This window comes from Streptosporangium fragile (assembly GCF_039534445.1).
In the GTDB taxonomy this organism is placed as follows: Bacteria; Actinomycetota; Actinomycetes; order Streptosporangiales; family Streptosporangiaceae; genus Streptosporangium; species Streptosporangium fragile.
In genome coordinates, this window is record NZ_BAAAVI010000008.1 from 34,565 (window position 1) to 53,935 (window position 19,371).

The following is a 19,371-nucleotide window of genomic DNA, read 5'->3' on the forward strand; positions in this document are numbered from 1 at the left end:
ACGCATGGAGATGACGTGATCGACTGCCATGTCCACCTGTGGGACCTCGATGGCGGATACCCCTGGATCCGACCGGGATCGCCGCACCACCGGACGTTCACCGCCGAGGACCTGGCCGAGTCGGGCGCGGGCCTGGAGCTGACCGGCGCGATCCTGGTCGAGGCCTCCCGCGGTGACCACGGGGAGAACGTCCTCCTGCGTGACCTGCGCCTACGTCACCCGGGCCTGATTCTCGGCCACGTCGGCAACCTCAACTCCTGCGCCGGCCTCGACCCGTCGCGCTTCACCCGGCTCCTGGCCGAGACCCGCCCGAACGGGATGCGGCTCGGCGGCGCTTCCTGGGACGCCACACCGCCGTCGGCCCGGGCGGTCGTTCCCGTTCTGGCCGAGCTCGGCGTCGCACTCGAACTCAACCTCCAGCACGCCGCCGTCCAGGCGGCGGCCGAGGTCGCCGCCCGGCACCCCGCGCTGACCGTGATCATCGACCACCTCGGCAACCCCGCGAACCTCGGGACCGCCGGCCCGGGCGAATGGCGGGAGCAGGTGCGGCGGGCGGCCCGCGTACCCAACGTGATCCTGAAGATCTCCGGCCTGCTCACCCAGCAGCACGGCGTGCCGGAGGAGCAGGTGGCGGACCTGGTCGCCTACGCGGTGGAGGCGTTCGGCCCCGACCGGTGCGTGGTCGGCTCCGACTGGCCGATCTGTCTGCCGCGGGGATCGCGGGCCGAGTCGCTGCGGCTCTCGCGGCGCGGGCTCTCCCGGCTGAGCGACGCCGAACGCCTGCGGGTGCTGCGCACGACCGCGGAACGCGTCTACGGCCTGGCAGCCCGGGTTGACAACGATCGCGGGTCCCTGCTTCGATGCGACGGTTGACGATCGATAAGCGATGATTGGTTGACGATGCCGCACTTCGACCTTCCCCAGGACCAGCTCGAGCAGTACCTGCCGGCCCTGCCGGAGCCGGCCGATCTCGACGCGTTCTGGGCGAAGACCCTCGCCGGGAACGACGGCTTCGACCTGGCGCTGACGGCCGAGCCGGTGGCGAACGGGCTGGCGACGATCGACACCTTCGACGTCACGTTCGCCGGTTTCGGCGGCCACCCCGTCCGAGGCTGGCTGCACCTGCCGGTGATCAGGACCGCCCCCTTGCCCGCCGTGGTGGAGTACCTGGGGTACGGCAGCGGGCGCGGCGTGCCCCACGAGAAACGGCTCTGGGCGTGCGCCGGCTACGCGCACCTCGTCATGGACAGCCGCGGCCAGGGGACCGATACGCCCGACCCCGACCTCGCGGCCGGCGACGTCGCGGCGCCCGGCTTCCTCACCCGCGGCGTGCTCGACCCGGAGCGCTACTACTACCGCCGCCTGTACACCGACGCGGTGCGCGCGGTGGCGGCGGTGCGCGCGCATCCGGCGGTGGACCCGTCCAGAGTCGCGGTGACCGGCACCAGCCAGGGCGGCGGCATCGCCCTCGCCGTGGCCGGCCTCGTCCCCGACCTGCTGGCCGTCATGCCCGACGTGCCGTTCCTCTGCCATTTCCCGCGCGCCGCCACGTTCACCGACCAGCCGCCCTACGCCGAGATCACCAGGTACGTGAAGCTGCACCGCGAGCACGCCGGCACCGTGATGCGCACGCTGTCCTACTTCGACGGCGCCACCCTCGCCCGGCGGGCCACGGCTCCGGCGCTCTTCTCCGTCGGTTTGATGGACCGCATCTGCCCGCCGTCCACCGTGTACGCGGCGTTCAACCACTACGGGGCGCGCTGCGCGCTGCCGGCGGCCGGCAAGCAGATCAGCGTGTACGCGTTCAACGACCACGAGGGCGGCGGCCCCGACCACGAGGTGGTCAAGCTGGCGTGGCTGGCCGCGCGGCTGGGCCAATCACCATCGATACCTGCTAGGCGATGAGCAATTATCATGGGGGAGGGGGATGCGACAGCGCACGATGGGGGGATCCATGGCATCGACACGGCAAGTGAGTGACTTCGCCTCCAGGTTGGCCACGAGCAAGGATTCGGTTCGCCCCACGCTGATCTCCGATCGGGTGTACGAATTGCTCCGCCAGGCCATCGTCGAGGGCGACCTCGCACCGAACGACCGCGTGGTGGAGTCGGAGATCGCACGCCGTCTCGGTGTGAGTCAAGCGCCGGTTCGCGAAGCCGTCAAACAGCTCGCGCGTGAGGGCCTGCTCGTGCACGTGCCGCGGCGCGGCAACTTCGTCGTCGAGATCTCCACCCAGGACGCCGAATACGCCCGGCAGGTGCGCGAGCCGCTCGAACGGCTGGCCGCCACGATGGCCGCCGAACGCATCACCGACGAGCAGCTCGGCGAGCTGGAGGCGCTCGTCGACCGGATGCGCCAGGCAGTGGAGGTCAACGACGTCGGCAAGTTCCGCGACGTCGACATCGCCTTCCACACCCGGGTCGTCCAGATCGCGGGAAACCCGTTCCTGACGCGCATGTGGGAAGTCCTCGAACCGAACCTGCGCGCGCTGCGCGCCATCGCCGACCCCCTCTTCGAGGGTGATTGGCGGGCGATGGCCGACGAGCACGGGCGCCTGGTCTCGCTGCTGCGCGGCGGCGACGACGCCAAGACCGCCGACGCGTTCGCCGACCACGCCGCCGGCCGCGCCCCCGTGCCCGACCGCCGCACCCGCCGGAAGCCCGCGTCCCGCTGACCCCGCGAACGGCTCCCGGGCCGGGCCTGTACGCCTGGAACACCCGCTCGTGATCCGGCCCGTCCGGCCGGCGGTCGCGGCCCGGGCCGCCCTGACATCCACGGGCTGAGGCCGCCGCCCGAGAGACGGCGGCGGGCCCGGCCGCTGCCTACCGGCACGGTGACACCTTCTTACCTGCCTGCTTCAGGGCGTTCGGCGTCGCGGATGGTCCTGTCGGCGCCCCGACGGGTGACGAAACCGTCCCGCAGGTTCCGCGGCGGCCCGGGTGAAGACGTCGTGGGCGAGGCCGTCGTCGGTGACGGCGCCGTCCGCGGTCGGGTCGGGGCCGCCGTACCGGGCCGGGTTCCACGCCCTGCTCGTCGCTGCCGGTGATGGGGTCGATCACCGGCGGAGCGCCGGGTTCGTCGAAGGAGGCGATCGCCGGTAGGGGCTGTGGGGTCGGCATCATCAGTGATGACACGCAGCCCGGAAGAGGGCGCGTGTGGACTCCGTCCTGAAAGTACGAACTAGATGGTTCATAATGCTGCGCCGGTGACGCTGTGAAGTCAAGGGGAGAGCGTCTTCGCGCGAGCCGTGGGAATCGCATGGCTAGCCACCTAACTCACTAGTACGTACATTAAGAGGGCGATGTCCCGAGTCCTGGTGCTCAACGGGCCCGGCATCCACCGGCGCGCCGGCGCACAGGGGTACGCGCCGGCGCTCACCCGTCTGTCGCACCTGCTGGAAAGGAAGAAGTGATGGATTCGTTCCTGGTCGGGTTGATCGGCTCGGGCATCGGCCCCTCCTTGAGCCCACCGCTGCACGAACAGGAAGCCGTGCACCACGGGCTGCACTACGTCTACCGGCTGCTCGACATCGACCGCGTGGGCGGCGACGTGGGCGAACTGGTCCGCACGGCCCGGCGCTTCGGCTACGACGGGCTCAACGTCACCCACCCCTGCAAGCAGGCCGTCATCCCGTACCTGGACGAGCTGTCGCCGGACGCGCGCATGCTCGGCGCGGTCAACACCGTGGTGTTCGACGGTGAGCGGGCCATCGGGCACAACACGGACTGGGCGGGCTTCGCCGAGTCGTTCGCGCGGGGCCTGCCCGACGCGCCCACCCACCGGATCGTGCAGCTCGGCGCGGGAGGAGCGGGGGCCGCGGTCGCGCATGCGCTGCTCACGATGGGCGCTGATCAGATCACCGTGGTCGACACCGACCCGGCGCGGGCGCCCGCTCTCACCGGTGAGCTGGCCGCCCGCTTCGGGGCCGGACGGGCCCGCCACGCGGGTCCGGCCGGGCTGCCGGAGCTCCTGGCCGAGGCGGACGGGCTGGTGCACGCGACCCCGACCGGCATGGCCCACCATCCGGGCATGCCGCTGCCCGCCGAGCTGCTGCACCCCGGCCTGTGGGTGGCCGACATCGTGTACCGGCCGTTGGAGACCGAGTTGCTCAAGCAGGCGCGGGCGCTCGGCTGCCGGACGCTGGACGGTGGCGGCATGGTCGTCTTCCAGGCCGTGCACGCGTTCAGGCTGTTCACGGGCCGGGAGCCGGACGCCGAGCGGATGCTCGCCCACCTGACCGATCTCGTCGCCGTCTGAAGGAGGAAATCGTGCGTAAGTCCATCGCCACCGTGTCGGTGAGCGGCACCCTGGCCGAGAAGCTGGAGGCCATCGCGGCCGCCGGGTTCGACGGGGTGGAGATCTTCGAGAACGACCTGCTGGCCTGCCCGCTGTCACCGGAGGAGGCCCGGGCCAGGGCCGCCGACCTCGGCCTCGGCATCGACCTCTACCAGCCCTTCCGCGACTTCGAGGCGGTGCCCGCCGAGGTGCTGGCGCGCAATCTGCGCCGGGCCGAGCACAAGTTCCGGCTCATGGAGCGCCTCGGCGCGGACCTGCTGCTGGTCTGCTCGAACGTCTCGCCCGCCGCGATCGACGACGACGAGCTGGCCGCCGAGCAATTGCGGCTGCTGGCGGAGCGGGCCGCCGAACACGGGATCCGCATCGCCTACGAGGCGCTGGCCTGGGGCCGGCACGTCAACGAGTACCTGCACGCCTGGCGCATCGCGCGGCTGGCCGACCACCCCAACCTGGGCGTGTGCCTGGACAGCTTCCATATCCTGTCGCGCGGCTCCGACCCGATCGGCATCGAGGCCATCCCCGGGGAGAAGATCTTCTTCCTGCAGCTCGCCGACGCGCCGCTGCTGGCCATGGACGTGCTGCAGTGGAGCCGCCACTACCGCTGCTTCCCGGGGCAGGGCAACTTCGACCTGGCCGGGCTCGTCGCCAGCGTGCGGCGCACGGGCTACGCCGGGCCGCTGTCGCTGGAGGTGTTCAACGACGTCTTCCGCCAGGCGTCGGCGGAGCGCACCGCGCTGGACGGCATGCGTTCGCTCATCGCGCTGGAGCAGGAGCTGGACGGTACGGCGCAGCCGGCCGTGCCCGCCGGTTTCGCCTTCGCCGAACTGGCCGACACCGGTGCGCTCGGCGGGGTGCTGTCCGCGCTGGGCTTCGCGCGTACCGGGAGGCATCCCACGAAGCCGGTCGAGCTGTGGGAGCAGGGCGGCGCCCGGCTGCTGCTCAACGCCACGGGCGCCGACCCCGCGCTGGTCGCCATCGGCCTGGACAGCCCCGATCCCGCCGGCGCGGCCAAGCACGCGGAGTCGCTGCTCTCACCGGTCCTGCCACGCGAGCGCGCCCCCGAGGAGGCCAGGCTGGAGGCGGTGGCCGCGCCGGACGGCACCGAGATCTTCTTCTGCGACGACGCCTGGCTCACCGACTTCGCCCCCTCGGGACCCGTACCCGGCCCGGTCACCGGCATCGACCACGTGGCCCTCACCCAGCCGCGGCACCACTTCGACGAGGCGGAGCTGTTCTACCGCAGCGTGCTCGGGCTGCGCCCGCAGGAGAGCCTGGAGCTGCCCGACCCGTACGGGTTGCTGCGCAGCAAGGCCATGTCGGGCCCGGGCGGCGCGGTCCGTGTCGTGGTGAACATCGCTCAGGTCGGCGCCGACCATCTCCCGTGGCAGCACGTCGCGCTGGCCTGCGACGACGTCGTAGCTGTCGCCCGCAGGCTGCGAAGGGAGCAACCCGGGCTGCTGTTGCCGATTCCCGGCAACTACTACGACGATCTGGAGGCCCGCCATGAGGTCGATCCCGAGTTGCGTGACCTCGGCGTGCTCTACGACCGGGACGAACACGGCGAGTTCCTGCACGTGTACACCGTCACCGTGGGCCGGGTGTTCTTCGAGATCGTCCAGCGGATCGGAGGGTACGAGGGTTACGGCGCCGGCAACGCCCCCGTCCGGCTCGCCGTGCAGCACGCGCGGGGTCACTAGGATGGGCGGATGACCTCTCAGCCCGCCGCCCCCGAACGCCAGCGGGATGCCGAGCGCACCAAGGCGGAGATCCTCGAGGTCGCCCGGCAGGAGTTCGCCCGGCATGGTTACGCGGGGGCGCGGGTGGACGAGATCGCCGCCCGCATGCGCACCACCAAGCGCATGATCTACTACTACTTCGGCAGCAAGGAGCAGCTCTACATCGCGGTCCTGGAGAAGGCCTACGCCGAGGTCCGCGAGACGGAGCGGGTGATCGAGGTGGAGCACCTGGCGCCGGTGGCGGCCATCCGCGCGCTGGCCGAGCTCACCTTCGACCACCACGACCTGCACCAGGACTTCATCAAGCTGGTCGCGATCGAGAACATCCACCAGGCCGAGCACATCCGCAAGTCGCAGGCCCTGGCCAACCTGGGCACGCCGGTGCTCGACCTCATCTCGCGGATCCTCGACGCGGGCATGGCGAGCGGCGACTTCGTCACCGAGGCCGACGCCATCGACGTGCACATGCTGATCAGCTCGTTCTGCTTCTTCCGGGTGGCCAACCAGCACACGTTCGGCGCGCTGTTCGGGCGCGACATGACCGCGCCCGAGCACCGTGCCCGGTTGCGCGCGATGGTGGGGGATATGGTCGTGGCCTATCTGCGGGGCGCGGACATCTGATCCCGATCCGGATGCTTGATCCTGTGGCAACGCCCTTATGGTGTACGAACCAGTAAGTTAATTTCCTGTCGCCGCGCCACCCCCGACGTCGCCGTGATCAGCCCGTGACCTCTATCTTGCCGGTGGGGCGTGGGCTGAAGGTGTCGTTGAAGAAGTACTCGCCCGGCTTGGCGAAGGTGTACTGGAATGACTCGCCCGGTTTGAGCCGGATGTCGAAGAGGCCCTCGAAGAACTGGGTGGCGCCGTGCACGTGGACGTTGTCGGCCGGGTTGACGAAGGTGACCGTGGTCCCGGCCGGCACCCGCAGGTGGGTGGGGGCCATGGCGTTCACCGCCGTGGACTCCACCGTGCCGACCTGCCCGTTGGCGTAGACGCGGGCGAGCACGACCGTGTTGTTCACCGCGGCGCCGTCCACCGGCTGGCCGGAGACCGGGCGGCGGACCACGGGCGGGGGCGGGGCGGCGGCGGGTGACACGGTGCCGCCGAGCTTGAAGGCCCACAGGTGGTCGCCGCGCGGGGCGGAGTTCCCGTACGGGATGCCGGTGCCGCCGGCGTAGACGGCGATGTACTGCTCGCCGTCGATCTCGTAGGCGATGGGGCTGCTGCTGACGGCGGCGCCGGTCTGCCAGCGCCACAGCTCGCGGCCGTCGCGGGCGTCCAGGCAGAGCAGGTTGCCGTCGGGCCAGCCGATGAACAGCAGATCGGAGGCGGTGGTGAGGATGCCGTTGCCGTGGGCCAGCGAGGGCGGTGCTCTGGCTGTTGCCCGCCATGAGACCGCCCTCGATGTGGTTGACCCACGCGCCCCGCAGCCGCCTGACGTTGCCGCGGTGCACACCGCGCAGCGCGGTGTGGTTCTGGTTGGCCAGGTTCCCGCCGACCTTGGGAAAGTTCCGGTCGGAGCGGTGTGCGGCGGCGGCCGGTGCCTGCCCGGCTCCCACGAGCGCGACGGCGGCGACGGCGCCCGCGAGTAACTCTCGTCGACGGACCATGACCATCCCTTCACGTTCCACTGTGCGGACTTTTATGTCTACTTGATGGTCGCACCATAGATCGATGTCCAGGTGTCGTCAATGGACCATATGGTCCATCTAGCGGACCATGATCCAGCGCACGCCCAGGAGGGCGGCCGCCATGCCGAGTACGCTCAGAGGTGGCACCGGTTCACCGAGCAGGACCAGTCCCCACAACACACCGAAGATCGGAACCAGCAAGTTCACCGCGGCGCTCCGGGCGGGCCCCAGCCGGTCGATCAAGCGATAGAACAGCAGATACGCCAGTCCGCTGCCCAGTACGCCCAATCCGGCCACACTCGCCGCCGCGGCAAGCGTGACGGGGCCCGGGGGCGGAAAAGCGATCGCCGCGGGCAACAGCAGCACCGCGGCGCCCAGTTGCTGCCCGGTGGCCACGACGAGTGGCGGCACGTCATGAAAGTGCCGGGCGGCGTAGGTCGCGCCATAGGCGAACACCGCCGCGCCGGCGATTCCCGCCACGGCGCCGACCGCGCCGTCCCCACCGAAGTCCAGGCCCCGCTGCGCCATCACCAGGACCACACCGCCCACACCGAGGGCGAGCCCGGCGATCTTGCGCGCGGTGAACCGGTCGCGTCCCGCCCGCACCTCGATGAGGAGCGCGAACAACGGGCTCACCGCGTTCAGCACCGCGGCGCTGCCGGCGTTCATAGTGGTCATGGCCATCGAGAGCAGCACGAAGGGAAGCGCCGCGGACAGCGCGCCCAGCGCGAGGAAACGCGCCGGGCGCACGCTGCCCGGCCTCTGGCGCCGTGCCAGCACGACCGCCAGGAGCAGAAGGCCGCCGAGCAGGGCACGTATCGCGCTGACGCCGACCGGGCCCAGCGCGGGAACCGCCACCCGGGTGAAGACGAACGACAGACCGAAGAGCGCCGCGCACGCGGCCGGCAGCACGCCGGAGCGAGCTGTCACAGGCCGAGATAGATACGCCGGACCTGGGGGTCGTCGCTCAGCTCGGCCGAGGTGCCGCTTGCGGCGATCTCGCCGTTCTCCATGACCAGGCAGGTGGTGGTGACGTCGAAGGTGAGCTTGGCGTTCTGCTCGACGAGCAGGATGGCCAGGCCGTCGGCGTTGAGCTTCTTGAGCACGCCGGCGATGTCCGCCACGAGTTTCGGCGACAGGCCCATCGAGGGCTCGTCCAGCAGCATGACCTTGGGCCGGCACATCATGGCCCGGCCGACGGCCAGCATCTGCTGCTGGCCGCCGGACAGCGCGCCGGCCAGTCTGCCCCGCATCTCGCCCAGCACCGGGAACAGCTCGTACACCTCGTCGATCGGGGTGCGTTTCCAGTTGCCGGTGTACGCGCCGAGCAGCAGGTTCTTCTCCACGGTGAGCCCGGGAAAGACGTGCCGGCCCTCCGGGACGTAGCCGATGCCGTGCCGCACCAGGGTGTGCGCGGGCGCGCGCAGCAGGTCATGCTCGCCGAAGCGGATGGTCTTGGCCTGCCGCGGCGCCAGTCCCATGACCGCCTTGAGGGTGGAGGTCTTGCCCGCCCCGTTGGCGCCGATGATGCCCAGCGACTGGCCGGGTCCGACGGTGAAGGAGACGTCGTGGGCGGCGCGGACGCCGCCGTAATGAACCGACAGTCCTTCCACGGTGAGCGTGGTCATCGGGTCGCCTCCTCGACAGCGGCCTCGGCGGTCTCCTCGGTCGGTGCGGACATCGAGTCGCCGAGGTAGGCGGCGACCACGTCCGGGTGCACGGCGACCTCGGCCGGCCGGCCATCGGCGATCACCTTGCCGCCGGACAACACGGTGATCTGGTCGCACAGCGACATGACCAGGCCCATGTTGTGCTCGATGATGATCACGGTGACGCCCGAGTCCCTGATGGAGCGGACGATCTCGGCGAGCTGGCGCACCTCCTCGCCGTTGAGCCCGGCGGCGGGTTCGTCCAGCAGCAGCAGGGTGGGGGACATGGCCAGGGCGCGGGCCAGCTCGATGCGGCGCTGGATCCCGTATGGCAGCGAGCGCGGCTCGGCGTCGGCGACCTCGGCGAGCCCGAACCGCTCGATGAGATCCTCGGCCCGCCGGCGCAGCGCCTGCTCATAACCCAGGACCTTCCACGGGAGGCTCGGGTAGCGCCAGATCCAGAAGGTACGGGTGCGGTCCAGGCCGAGCAGGAGGTTCTCGCGCACGCTGAGATCCTCGAACAGGCGCAGGTTCTGGAAGGTGCGTGCGACACGGCGCTGGGACAGCTGGTACGGCGCCATCCCGGTCACGTCGTGGCCGCGCAGGACCACCGACCCTTGGCTGGGCCTGTAGAAGCCGCTGACCACGTTGAACAGGGTCGTTTTGCCCGAGCCGTTGGGACCGACGATGCCGCGGATCTGACCCGTGGGAACGGTGAGGGACACCGCGTCGAGGGCGACCAGCCCCTTGAACCGCATCGTCACCTCCCGGATCTCCAGCACGTCCTCCCCGGCGGCCGGAGGCGCGGCGTCGTAGGGCCGGAACGGGCCGAGCTGGGCCCGCGAGCCGCCGCGCCCACGGAGGAGAGACCGGATCTGCCCCGGCAGGCCCGCCAGTCCCTTGGGCGCGAACACCACCACGAGCACGACCACGAGGCCGTAACCGAGCTGGGCGAAGCCGGAGGCGTCCAGCAGGGCCTCCCTGACCAGGGCCAGTGCGATGGCGCCGACGACGCAGCCCAGGATGCTGCTGCGGCCGCCGATGATGACCATGGCGAGCAGCAGGAACATGTTGGCGATGTTGAAGGATTCGGGGGCGACGAAGCGGATGAGCCCGGCGTACAGGACTCCGGCCAGGCCGCCGTACAGGCCGGACAGCACGAACGCGGTCATCCGCAGCAGCGGGATCTCGGCGCCGAGTGCGCCTGCGGCCAGGTCGTCGTCGCGCATGGCGCGCAGCCGGCGGCCCAGCGGCGAGCGGGTGACCAGGAGCGCGAAGGCCAGGGCGAGGGCGAAGACGATCAGCTCGACGTAGTAGAAGAGGTAGCCGCTGGACAGGTCGAGGCCGAACATGGGCGGCACCGGGATGTCGCTGATGCCCTCGGCACGGCCGGCGATGTGGGCGTTGGTGACCCAGTTGGTGAAGGCCAGGGCCAGGCCGAGGGTGACGATGCCGAGGTAGTGCGACTGCATGCGCAGCGCCGGGATCCCGACCAGCACGCCGAACACCACGGCGGTGAGCAGCGCCAGCGCGGACGCCGTCCAGAAGCCGAATCCCGCTTTCGTGGTGAGGATGGCGACCGTGTAGGCGCCGACGCCGAAGAAGGCGACCTGGGCCAGGTTGATCTGCCCGGCCACGCCCATGGTCAGGCCGAGCCCGATGGCCAGGATCGCGAAGATGATCGCGACGTCGGCGACGTGGATGGCGTACCCGCCGAGGCCGTAGGGCAGCAGCCAGGCTGCGACGACCAGCGGCACCAGCCATATCAGACGTTTCATGCGCGGTTCACCGTTGCCTCTCCGAAGATACCGGTGGGGCGGATCATGACGATGACGGCGAAGACGAGGAAGGTAACCAGTTCGGAGTACTCCTGGAAGTTGCCGGCGGCGAAGGAGTCGAGCAGGCCGAAGGCCAGGCCGCCGACGATGGCGCCGGGCATGCTGCCGAACCCGCCGAGCATGGCGGCGGCGAAGCCCTTGATGCCGAGGGTGCCGCCCATGGTGGGGTTGACGTACAGCATGGGGCCGATGAGGCTGCCGGCCAGCGCGGCCAGGCCGGCGCCGATGGCGAAGGCCATGGCGTTGCTGCGGCCGACGTGGATGCCGACCGCGGTGGCGGCCTGGTGGTCCATGGCGACGGCCTGCATGGCGGCGCCGCGCTTGGTGCGCTGGAGGAACAGCGCCAGCAGCCCGGTCGCGGCGGCGGCCACGGCGATCACCAGGAGGCTGTAGGTGGGGATGCGGATGCCCGCCACATCGATCGGTCCGGTCTCGACGGGGGAGGGCACCGCGTGCCCGGTGGCGCCCCAGACGAGCACCGCGCCGGCTTCCAGGACCGCGCCGAAGCCGATCGTGCCGATCAGCATCAGGGTGAAGTCCTTGTTCTCCAGCGGGCGCAGGAAGCGTTCGATGACCAGGCCGATCAGGGCGGTGACCGCGATGGCCACGACGATCGCCACGGCGAAGGGCAGCTCGCTGGCCATGTAGAAGGTGGAGGCGGCGTACGCGCCGATCATGACGACACTGCCGTGGGCGAAGTTGACCAGGCCCATCGTGCGGTAGACGATCGAGAATCCCATCGCCACCAGCGCGTACACCGCTCCGAACGTGACCCCGCCGATGAGGGTCTGAAGGAAGACCTGCACGTCAGCTCGCGGCCTCGGGCACGACCTTGCCGTCCTTGACCAGGCCGATCTTGGTTTCGTGGATGCCGACGCCGTTGGCGTCGTAGTTGTAGTTGCCCAGCAGCCCGGCGCGCTTGACGCCGCGGATGGCGTCGGCCAGCTTCTGCCCGCCCTCGCCGCCGGTCTGCTTCAGCGCCTCGACGAGGATGGAGGCGCCGTCGTAGGCCTTGGCGACGTGCATGCGGGCGTCCTCGTTGTAGGCGGCCTTGTACTTGGCGGCGAACGCCTTGATCTCCGGGGTGGCCTCGTTGCTCAGGTAGGGGGAGCTGACGATGGTGCCCTCGGCGTTCTTCAGCCCGGCGGTGGTGGCGTACACATCGGTGCCCACCGGAGCGCCGCCGGCGAAGATCGCCTCGATGCCGAGTTCGCGCGCCTGCTTGGCGATCAGTCCCGACTGCACCTCCTCGGCCCCGATGAACAGCACCTCCGGGTCCTGCTCGCGGATCTTGGCGAGGTTGGAGTTGAAATCCTTCTGGTCGGGGGTGACGACCTCGTCGGCGAGCGGGGTGACGTTCCTGCTCTTGAGCGAGGCCAGGAACGCGTCGTGCTCGCCCGCCCCGTAGGCGCCGTTGTTGCTGATGAGCGCGATTTTCTTGTGTCCCTTGTCGTCCACGAGGTACTTGGCGAGCGTCTCGTCGAAGGTGACGCTGGTCGGCGCGTTGAGGAACAGGAAGGGGCTCTTCAGCTCGGCGAGCTTGGGCGACTGGCCCGAGGTGATGTTCGGGATTCCGGCGCCCTTGAGTATGGGCGCCATGGCCAGCGTGACCGCGCTCTCGGCGGTGCCGAGCATGGCGATGTAGCCCTCGGCGGCGATCTTCCTGGCCACGTTCGTGCCGACGGTGGGGTCGCCCTGGCTGTCGAAGAGGTCGAGCTGGATCTGCCGGCCGTTGACGCCGCCGGACTTGTTGGCCTCGTCGATGGCGAGTTTGACGCCCTTGTGCTCCCACTGGCCGAGCGAGCTGAGCTGGCCGCTCTGCGCGTTGACGTTGGCGATCTTGATGGGCCCGGTGGCCCCGGCGCCGGTCTCGGCCTGCCGGCCGGGCGGGGCGCAGGCGGCGAGGGCTATCAGGGCCGCGGCCGCGACGGAGAATCTCGTGAAATGCACGGTTCACCTCGTAGGGGGGTGGGTGAGAATTAATTCACGGACTAGTACGTTCGTTATAACGTCAGGATGCGGTTCGGGGAATCTCGAACGTGCAACGGTTTCGGCCGGATCAGTCGGTGAAGAAACCCTGGTAAATGTCCTTGATGTTCCAGTGCCCCGGCGTCGGCACCGGCTCGTTCACCATCGGTACGTCGATCACAGCCGGTCGCCGGTTCGTGATGGCCTCGCGTAGTGCCGCGCCGAGGTCGCCGGGCGTGGCGACGGTGTGGCCGTCCGCTCCGCATGCCCGGGCGAGTGCGGCGAAGTCGGGGCTGTAGGGCCGCCCGGCCGGGTCGGTGAAGTCGCAGCCGTGGCTGCGACCGTAGTGCGCCGACTGCAGGTCGGAGATCGTGCCGTGGGAGCGGTTGTTCATCACGACGAACACGACGGGAGCGCCCTGCTCGACCGCCATGGGCAGCGCGGGAAGCTGCGCGCTCATGCCGCCGTCACCGATGAGCGCGATCACTGTCCTGTCCGGCTCGGCGAGCTGCACGCCGATCGCGGCGGCCGGGCCGAAACCCATGGTGGAGGCGCCTCCCGGGGTGATGAAGCGGCCCTCGGCCGGCAGTTCGTAGCATCGGGCGACGCCGTTCTTGTTCCAGCCCACGTCGGTCACCAAGATCGCATTCGGTGGCAGCGCGTCCCGCAGGTCCTTCAGGATGCGTTCGGGGCGCAGCGGGAAGTCCTCGCTTCGGCCGCGCTCCTGACTGGCCGCGAACAGCTCCGACCGAGCCTCCAGAATCTGCTTTCGCAGTTCGGGTCTGGTGCGTGGCGCGTGTGACGTGGCCGCGTCGGCGATCGCCTTGATCGCGAGCCGGACGTCGGCCACGGCGCCGATCTCCGCCGGGTAGTTGCGGCCGATCTCGGCCGGGTCGATGTCGATCTGGATGAGCGTGCTGCCGGAGAAGTCCCAGGTGAAGCGGGAGTCCCAGGAGCTGGAGTCGGTCTCGGCGAACCGAGTCGCGAGCGCGAGCACCACGTCCGCCTCGCGGGCGTAGGTGTTCGTGAGTTCCAGTCCCCAGAACCCGGGCATCCCGAGGACCAGCGGGTGCGCGTCGGGCACGGTGCCCTTGGCCATGAGCGAGTGCGCGATCGGCAGGTCCAGGTGCTCGGCCAGGGCGATGAGCGCCTCGGCGTCCTCGCGCAGCCCGCCGCCCACGTAGATCAGTGGCCGTTCGGCGGCGGCCAGCCGGGCCGCGATCAGCTCCGCCGTGGCCTCGGGCAGGTCGGGCGGGGCCGCGTGGCTGATCGGCGGATAAGGCGCGGCCGGCCGGGAGAAGACGTCCATCGGCACGTTGACCAGCACGGCGCCGGGGCGGCCCGAGGCGGCCGTCCAGAAGGCGCGCTCCACGGCCCGGCCCAGGTCCTGGGCGCGGTGCACGTTCCAGGCCCGCTTGACGAAGGGCCGGAAGACCGAGGCCTGGTCGGCGTCGGCGTGCAGGTTGATCTCCTGGTGGGGGTGGCGTCCCCGGTAGTAGGAGGGGATGTCGCCGGAGATGACCACCATCGGCACCGAGTCCAGCGCGGCGGTCATGGCCCCGGTGGCGGCGTTGGTCAGTCCGGGGCCGACGTGCACGAGCAGCACGCCGGGCTTGCCGGAGGCACGGGCGTAGCCGTCGGCGGCGTGCGCGGCGGCCTGCTCGTGGCGGGCGATGACGAAGCGGATGGGGCTGCCGGCCAGCGCGTCCAGGACGGCGATGTTGGTGTGCCCGCAGGTGCCGAAGACGTACTCGACGCCGAGCGCTTCGAGTTGCGCGACGAGCGCGTGGGCGGCTGTGGTGGTCACTCGTCTCCCCAGATGGTCAGGTCCTTGAGCATGAGGGTCTTGGTCACGGTGAAGTCCTCGATCATCCAGCGCGGCGACTCGCGGCCGATGCCGGAGTCCTTCACGCCGCCGAACGGGACGTGGTCGAGGCGGAAGTTGGACGAGCCGTTGACGATGAGGCCGCCGACCTCCAGCTCGCGCCAGGCGGTGACGATCCGGCGGACGTCGTGGGTGAACAGCCCGGCCTGCAGTCCATACGAGCTGCGATTGCACTCCGTCAGGACCTCGTCGAAATCGTCGTAGGGAAGCACGGCCACCAGCGCGCCGAACACCTCCTCGCGCACCACCCGGGCCTCGGCCGGCGGGGCGACGACGACGGTCGGCGCCATCACGGCGCCTTCGCGCGTGCCGCCCGTCGTCACCCGGGCGCCCTGGTCGGCCGCCTCGGCGGCCCAGCGGACCACCCGCTCGGCCGCATCGTCGTCCACCATCGAGCCGACGTCGGTCGCCGGGTCGAGGGGATCGCCGACGACCAGGGCCTTCACCTCCGCCGTCAGCGCGTCGGCGAACTCCTCGAAACGGCTCCGCTGCACGTACACGCGTTGGACGGAGATGCAGCTCTGGCCGGAGTTGCTGTAGCCGGTGCGGGCGCACACCCGCGCGGCGGCAGGCACATCGGCGTCCTCGCAGACGATGGTCGCGGCGTTGCCGCCGAGTTCGAGCATCACCCGCTTCGGACCGGCGGCGTGGGCGACGGCGTGACCGGCCGTGACACCACCGGTGAAGCTGACCACGGCGATCTCCGGCGCGGCGCACAGCCGCGCGCCCACGTCACCGCCCCCGTGCAGGATCTGCACCGCCTCCACCGGCATCCCGGCCTCCAGCAGCAGCTCCACCAGCGCCGTGGAGACCGCGGGGGCCTGCGGGGGCGGCTTGACGATCGTGGTGTTGCCCGCGGCGAAGGAGGCGGCGAGCTTGTGCGCCAGCAGATTCGCGGGGGCGTTGAAGGGGGTGATCGCCAGCACCGGGCCCGCCGGGACCCGCTGCGTGATCGCGGTGTTGCCCACCCCGCGGCCCCAGCCCGCCACCGGCAACACCTCGCCACCGATCATCCTCGCCTCGGCGGCGGCGACGGACAAGGTGTCCGCGACCCGCAAGATCTCGCCACGCCCGTCCTTGAGCGGTTTGCCCAGCTCCAGCGCCAGCAGGCGGGCCAACCGGTCGCTCTGCGCGGTGGCCGCGGCGGCGGCGCGCTCCAGGACATCAGCCCGGGTGGCGGGAGCCAGCCGGGCGACGCGCCTGGCCGCCCGCCGGGCGTAGGCCAGGGCCGCGGTGATGTCGCCGGGTTGCGCGATCCGCGCCCGGCTGACAGTTTCCCGCAGGTAAGGCCCCGTGCGGCCGGCATACTCGCCGCTGGTCAACCATTCTCCGGCGACTAAGCACCCGGCTTCATGGATGGTGTTCATGGTCGATGACTCCCATTGATCCGCGCAGCGGTTCTCAGATTCCGCACTGTGGATTGCCTCACGGTATGAGCACGGCGAAGGTTCTGACAAGAGGGCCAAGGGATCCGCTTGATGGAGCATATGGACCGCTAAGTGGACTGAGTGTTAGCGTACGGACGACATGAGAGGGTGAGCGGTAGGTTCACCTTCGACCACTAGTGAGGACCCGTGCCTTCGAACATTCCTGCAGCGTCGGGGGAGAGCGGGGGCGTGCGCAGCGTTCAGCGCGCCTTCGACATCCTCTCGCTGTTCACCGAGGACCGGCGGACGCTGACCATCCGCGAGGTCGTCGACGAGACGGGGCTGGCCAAGACCACGGCGCTGCGCCTGCTGCAGACCCTGGAGCACATGGGGCTGCTGTGGGCCACGTCCAAGGGCTACACGCCGGGGCCCGCGCTGTGGCGCTGGGCGCACCTGGCCCGCTCGGCGTGGGAGCTGCCGCCGGAGACCGTCCAGCTCATGCGCGAGCTGGGCGCCCGGCACCGCGAGACCGTCAACCTCTACGTGCTGCGCGACGTGCACCGCGTCTGCATCGCCCAGCAGGAGAGCCCGCAGCCGCTGCGCCACGTGGTACGCGTCGGTGACGAGCTGCCCCTGTGGGCCGGCGCCTCCTCCAAGATCCTGCTCAGGGACGCGCCCGAGCGGCTGCTCGCCCGCGTGGCCCGCTCTTCTCCCCACGGCGCGGCACACGTGGCCACGCTGCGGGAGTGGATCGAGCAGGCGGCGCGCGACGGGTTCGCAGTCAGCCACGGCGAACGCGAGCCCGGTCTGTCGGCGGTCGCCGTCCCGGTCACGGGCGGCTCGCGGGCGACCGTCGCGGCGCTGACGCTCAGCGGCCCCACGGTTCGCTTCACCGACGACCGCGTCGAAGAGTTCGCCGCGGATCTGCGCGAGGCCGCCAAGCGCATGTCGGAGCGCGGGTTCGACCATCCTCTGACTTGACTCAATGGAGCGTGAATGCAGCAGTTGCCACTGGACGGCGTCAAGGTCGTGGACCTGACCAACGTTCTGGCCGGGCCGTACTGCAGTTACCAGCTGATGCTGTTCGGCGCGGAGGTGGTCAAGGTGGAGATGCCCGGCGCCGGGGATCTCGCCCGGCGGCTCGGGCCCGACCCGGAGCTCAATCGCGAGCGGATGGGCGCCTCTTTCCTCGCCCAGAACGCCGGCAAGAAGTCGGTCGAGCTCGACCTGAAGAGCCCGGCCGGGCGGGCCGCCTTCGAGTCGCTGGTCGCCGGCGCCGACGTCCTGCTGGAGAACTTCAGGGCCGGTGTGCTGGCCAGGCTCGGCTACGGCTGGGACCGCCTGCGCGAGCTCAACCCCGGCCTGGTCTACTGCGCCATCTCCGGTTTCGGCCAGAGCGGGCCGATGAGCGGGGCCCCCGCCTACGACCAGATCATCCAGGGGCTGTCCGGCATGATGAGCGTCACCGGCACCCCCGACACCGCCCCGCTGCGGGTGGGCTTCCCCATCTGCGACACCATCGGCGGGCTGATGGCCGCCCTGGCGATCTCCGCCGCCCTGGCCGGACGGCCCCGCACCGGGCATGGCTGCTTCCTGGACCTGTCCATGCTGGAGGCGTCGATCTCCGCGATGGGCTGGACCGTCTCCAACTACCTGATCAGCGGGGTCGAGCCGGAGCCGATGGGCGACCAGAACGCCACCGCCGCCCCCTCCGGCACGTTCGAGACCGCCGACGGGCCCCTCAACATCGCCGCCAACCAGCAAACCCAGTTCGAGACCCTGTGCCGGGTCACCGGGCGGCCCGATCTGGTCACCGACCCCCGCTTCGCCGAGCGGGAAGCGCGCAAGGCTCACCGGCAGGCGCTCAACCAGGAGCTCAACCGGGCGCTGCGGGCCAAGACCGCGCTGGAGTGGGAGGAACTGCTCTCCCGCGAGGGCGTGCCCGCCGCCCGCATCCTCACCGTCCCGCAGGCGCTCGCCCTCGACCAGGTACGTCAGCGCGGCTTCCTGACGGAGGTGCCGTTCGCGGGAGCGGGCGAGCGGCAGGTCACCGTCACCGGCAACGGCGTGGTCGTCGACGGCGTCGCCCTGCGTCCACGCGGGTCCGCCCCGCTGCTCGGCGAGCACAACGACGAGTTCGAGGTCGTGTCATGAGCGAGCGAGCCAAGGACGCCGCCCCCGTATCGGGAGGCGGCCCCGCAGCCGAGGTGGCGGGCTGGTGGGCGACCGCGGTGTCGCGAATCGAGCCCGACGTCATCGAGTTGCGCGGGCAGCCGGTTCAGGAGCTCATCGGGCGGATCGGCTTCGCCGAGATGATCTGGCTCATGCTCCGCGGCAGCCGTCCGGATCCGCGCCGGGCGGCGTTGCTGGAGGCGGCGCTGGTCTCGTCGGTCGATCACGGGCCGCACGCGCCGTCCATCGCCGTCGCCCGGATGGCCATCACGTGCGGGGTGGGGCTCAACAACGCCGTCGCAACGGGCATCAACCTGCTCGGCGACGTGCACGGCGGCGCGGGCGAGCAATGCGTCAGGCTGCTGGAAGAGGTGGTCGCGGACGGAGACGCGGCCGCTGTGGTCGCTCGCCGGCGGGCCCGCGACAAGTACGTGCCCGGGTTCGGGCATCGCTTCCACACCCGTGATCCGCGCCGGGATCCGCTGCTGGGCCTGGTGTCCGAAGCCGTCGCGGCCGGGGTGGTGCCGGGCGCGCACCTGCGAGCCGCGATCGAGGTCGAGCGGCTGATCGCGCCGGTGCCGATGAACATCGATGGAGCGACCGCAGTGATCTACGCCGAGCTGGGCTTCCCCGCGCCCTTGGCGCGCGGGCTGTTCGTGCTCAGCCGATCCGTCGGAATCCTGGCCCACGCGTGGGAGGAAGCCGGGCAGGGGCGGCGCAACAAGGGGCCGATCCCGCCGTCCATCCTGCCGACCTGGCTCTGAGTGCGAGAAGGGAGCCCCGCCGGTGGCGGAGCTCCCTTCTCGCGGTGTCTCAGTACTTCTCGCGG

At 70.7% G+C, this 19,371-nt stretch carries 17 protein-coding genes; 9 read left to right on the forward strand and 8 right to left on the reverse strand.

Translation table 11 applies throughout. The features are described from left to right. Positions 1-15: 15 nt before the first annotated feature. From ABD841_RS07435 to ABD841_RS07460, 6 genes are all read left to right on the forward strand, one after another. Positions 16-873 carry an amidohydrolase family protein gene (locus tag ABD841_RS07435; RefSeq protein ID WP_344969168.1) on the forward strand — a complete coding sequence of 286 codons (858 nt, stop codon included), beginning with the start codon at positions 16-18 and terminating at the stop codon, positions 871-873. A gap of 27 nt (positions 874-900) precedes the next feature. Beyond that, positions 901-1,905 carry an acetylxylan esterase gene (locus ABD841_RS07440; RefSeq protein WP_344969170.1) on the forward strand — a complete coding sequence of 335 codons (1,005 nt, stop codon included), beginning with the start codon at positions 901-903 and terminating at the stop codon, positions 1,903-1,905. Positions 1,906-2,041: 136 nt separating this feature from the next. After that, a complete protein-coding gene (locus tag ABD841_RS07445; protein WP_344969172.1) occupies positions 2,042-2,674 on the forward strand; it encodes a GntR family transcriptional regulator in 633 nt (210 codons plus the stop codon). A 737-nt stretch (positions 2,675-3,411) separates the two neighbouring features. Further along, the gene (locus ABD841_RS07450; RefSeq protein WP_344969174.1) at positions 3,412-4,257 is read left to right on the forward strand and encodes a shikimate dehydrogenase; all 846 of its coding nucleotides are present in this window, start codon (positions 3,412-3,414) and stop codon (positions 4,255-4,257) included. Positions 4,258-4,268: 11 nt separating this feature from the next. Further along, positions 4,269-5,993: a bifunctional sugar phosphate isomerase/epimerase/4-hydroxyphenylpyruvate dioxygenase family protein gene (locus ABD841_RS07455; protein ID WP_344969176.1), complete on the forward strand. Its 1,725-nt coding sequence runs from the start codon at positions 4,269-4,271 to the stop codon at positions 5,991-5,993. A gap of 9 nt (positions 5,994-6,002) precedes the next feature. Continuing rightward, positions 6,003-6,653: a TetR family transcriptional regulator gene (locus tag ABD841_RS07460; protein ID WP_344969178.1), complete on the forward strand. Its 651-nt coding sequence runs from the start codon at positions 6,003-6,005 to the stop codon at positions 6,651-6,653. A gap of 97 nt (positions 6,654-6,750) precedes the next feature. Here ABD841_RS07460 and ABD841_RS07465 read toward each other — a convergent pair whose 3' ends face one another. From ABD841_RS07465 to ABD841_RS07500, 8 genes are all read right to left on the reverse strand, one after another. Beyond that, on the reverse strand, positions 6,751-7,488 hold the full coding sequence (locus ABD841_RS07465; protein WP_344969180.1) for a cupredoxin domain-containing protein: 738 nt from the start codon (positions 7,486-7,488) through the stop codon (positions 6,751-6,753). A 253-nt stretch (positions 7,489-7,741) separates the two neighbouring features. After that, positions 7,742-8,593 carry a DMT family transporter gene (locus ABD841_RS07470; RefSeq protein ID WP_344969182.1) on the reverse strand — a complete coding sequence of 284 codons (852 nt, stop codon included), beginning with the start codon at positions 8,591-8,593 and terminating at the stop codon, positions 7,742-7,744. Next, entirely contained in the window at positions 8,590-9,291 is a 702-nt protein-coding gene (locus ABD841_RS07475) for an ABC transporter ATP-binding protein (RefSeq protein WP_344969184.1), read from the reverse strand. Before ABD841_RS07475 ends, ABD841_RS07470 begins: the two co-directional genes overlap by 4 nt. Further along, a complete protein-coding gene (locus ABD841_RS07480; RefSeq protein WP_344969186.1) occupies positions 9,288-11,090 on the reverse strand; it encodes a branched-chain amino acid ABC transporter ATP-binding protein/permease in 1,803 nt (600 codons plus the stop codon). Before ABD841_RS07480 ends, ABD841_RS07475 begins: the two co-directional genes overlap by 4 nt. Further along, on the reverse strand, positions 11,087-11,956 hold the full coding sequence (locus ABD841_RS07485) for a branched-chain amino acid ABC transporter permease (protein WP_344969188.1): 870 nt from the start codon (positions 11,954-11,956) through the stop codon (positions 11,087-11,089). The genes ABD841_RS07480 and ABD841_RS07485 overlap by 4 nt, the downstream gene beginning before the upstream one ends. Before the next feature lies 1 nt (position 11,957). Next, positions 11,958-13,100, reverse strand: a complete 1,143-nt coding sequence (locus tag ABD841_RS07490; protein ID WP_344969190.1) for an ABC transporter substrate-binding protein — start codon at positions 13,098-13,100, stop codon at positions 11,958-11,960. 109 nt (positions 13,101-13,209) lie between these two features. Then, positions 13,210-14,925, reverse strand: coding sequence for a thiamine pyrophosphate-binding protein (locus tag ABD841_RS07495; RefSeq protein ID WP_344969191.1), 1,716 nt, complete (start codon positions 14,923-14,925; stop codon positions 13,210-13,212). Beyond that, positions 14,922-16,370 carry an aldehyde dehydrogenase family protein gene (locus ABD841_RS07500; protein ID WP_344969192.1) on the reverse strand — a complete coding sequence of 483 codons (1,449 nt, stop codon included), beginning with the start codon at positions 16,368-16,370 and terminating at the stop codon, positions 14,922-14,924. The genes ABD841_RS07495 and ABD841_RS07500 overlap by 4 nt, the downstream gene beginning before the upstream one ends. 249 nt (positions 16,371-16,619) lie before the next feature. Here ABD841_RS07500 and ABD841_RS07505 point away from each other — a divergent pair, with 249 nt between their 5' ends. Genes ABD841_RS07505 through ABD841_RS07515 form a run of 3 tightly spaced genes read left to right on the forward strand, consistent with a single transcriptional unit; the run spans position 16,620 to position 19,306 of the window. Continuing rightward, positions 16,620-17,351 (forward strand): IclR family transcriptional regulator, encoded by a 732-nt coding sequence (locus ABD841_RS07505; RefSeq protein ID WP_344969194.1) that lies wholly within the window; start codon positions 16,620-16,622, stop codon positions 17,349-17,351. A 15-nt stretch (positions 17,352-17,366) separates the two neighbouring features. Beyond that, complete coding sequence (locus ABD841_RS07510) at positions 17,367-18,524, forward strand: CaiB/BaiF CoA transferase family protein (RefSeq protein ID WP_344969196.1); 1,158 nt, start codon at positions 17,367-17,369, stop codon at positions 18,522-18,524. Continuing rightward, on the forward strand, positions 18,521-19,306 hold the full coding sequence (locus ABD841_RS07515) for a citryl-CoA lyase (protein WP_344969198.1): 786 nt from the start codon (positions 18,521-18,523) through the stop codon (positions 19,304-19,306). Before ABD841_RS07510 ends, ABD841_RS07515 begins: the two co-directional genes overlap by 4 nt. The last annotated feature ends 65 nt before the right edge of the window (positions 19,307-19,371 follow it).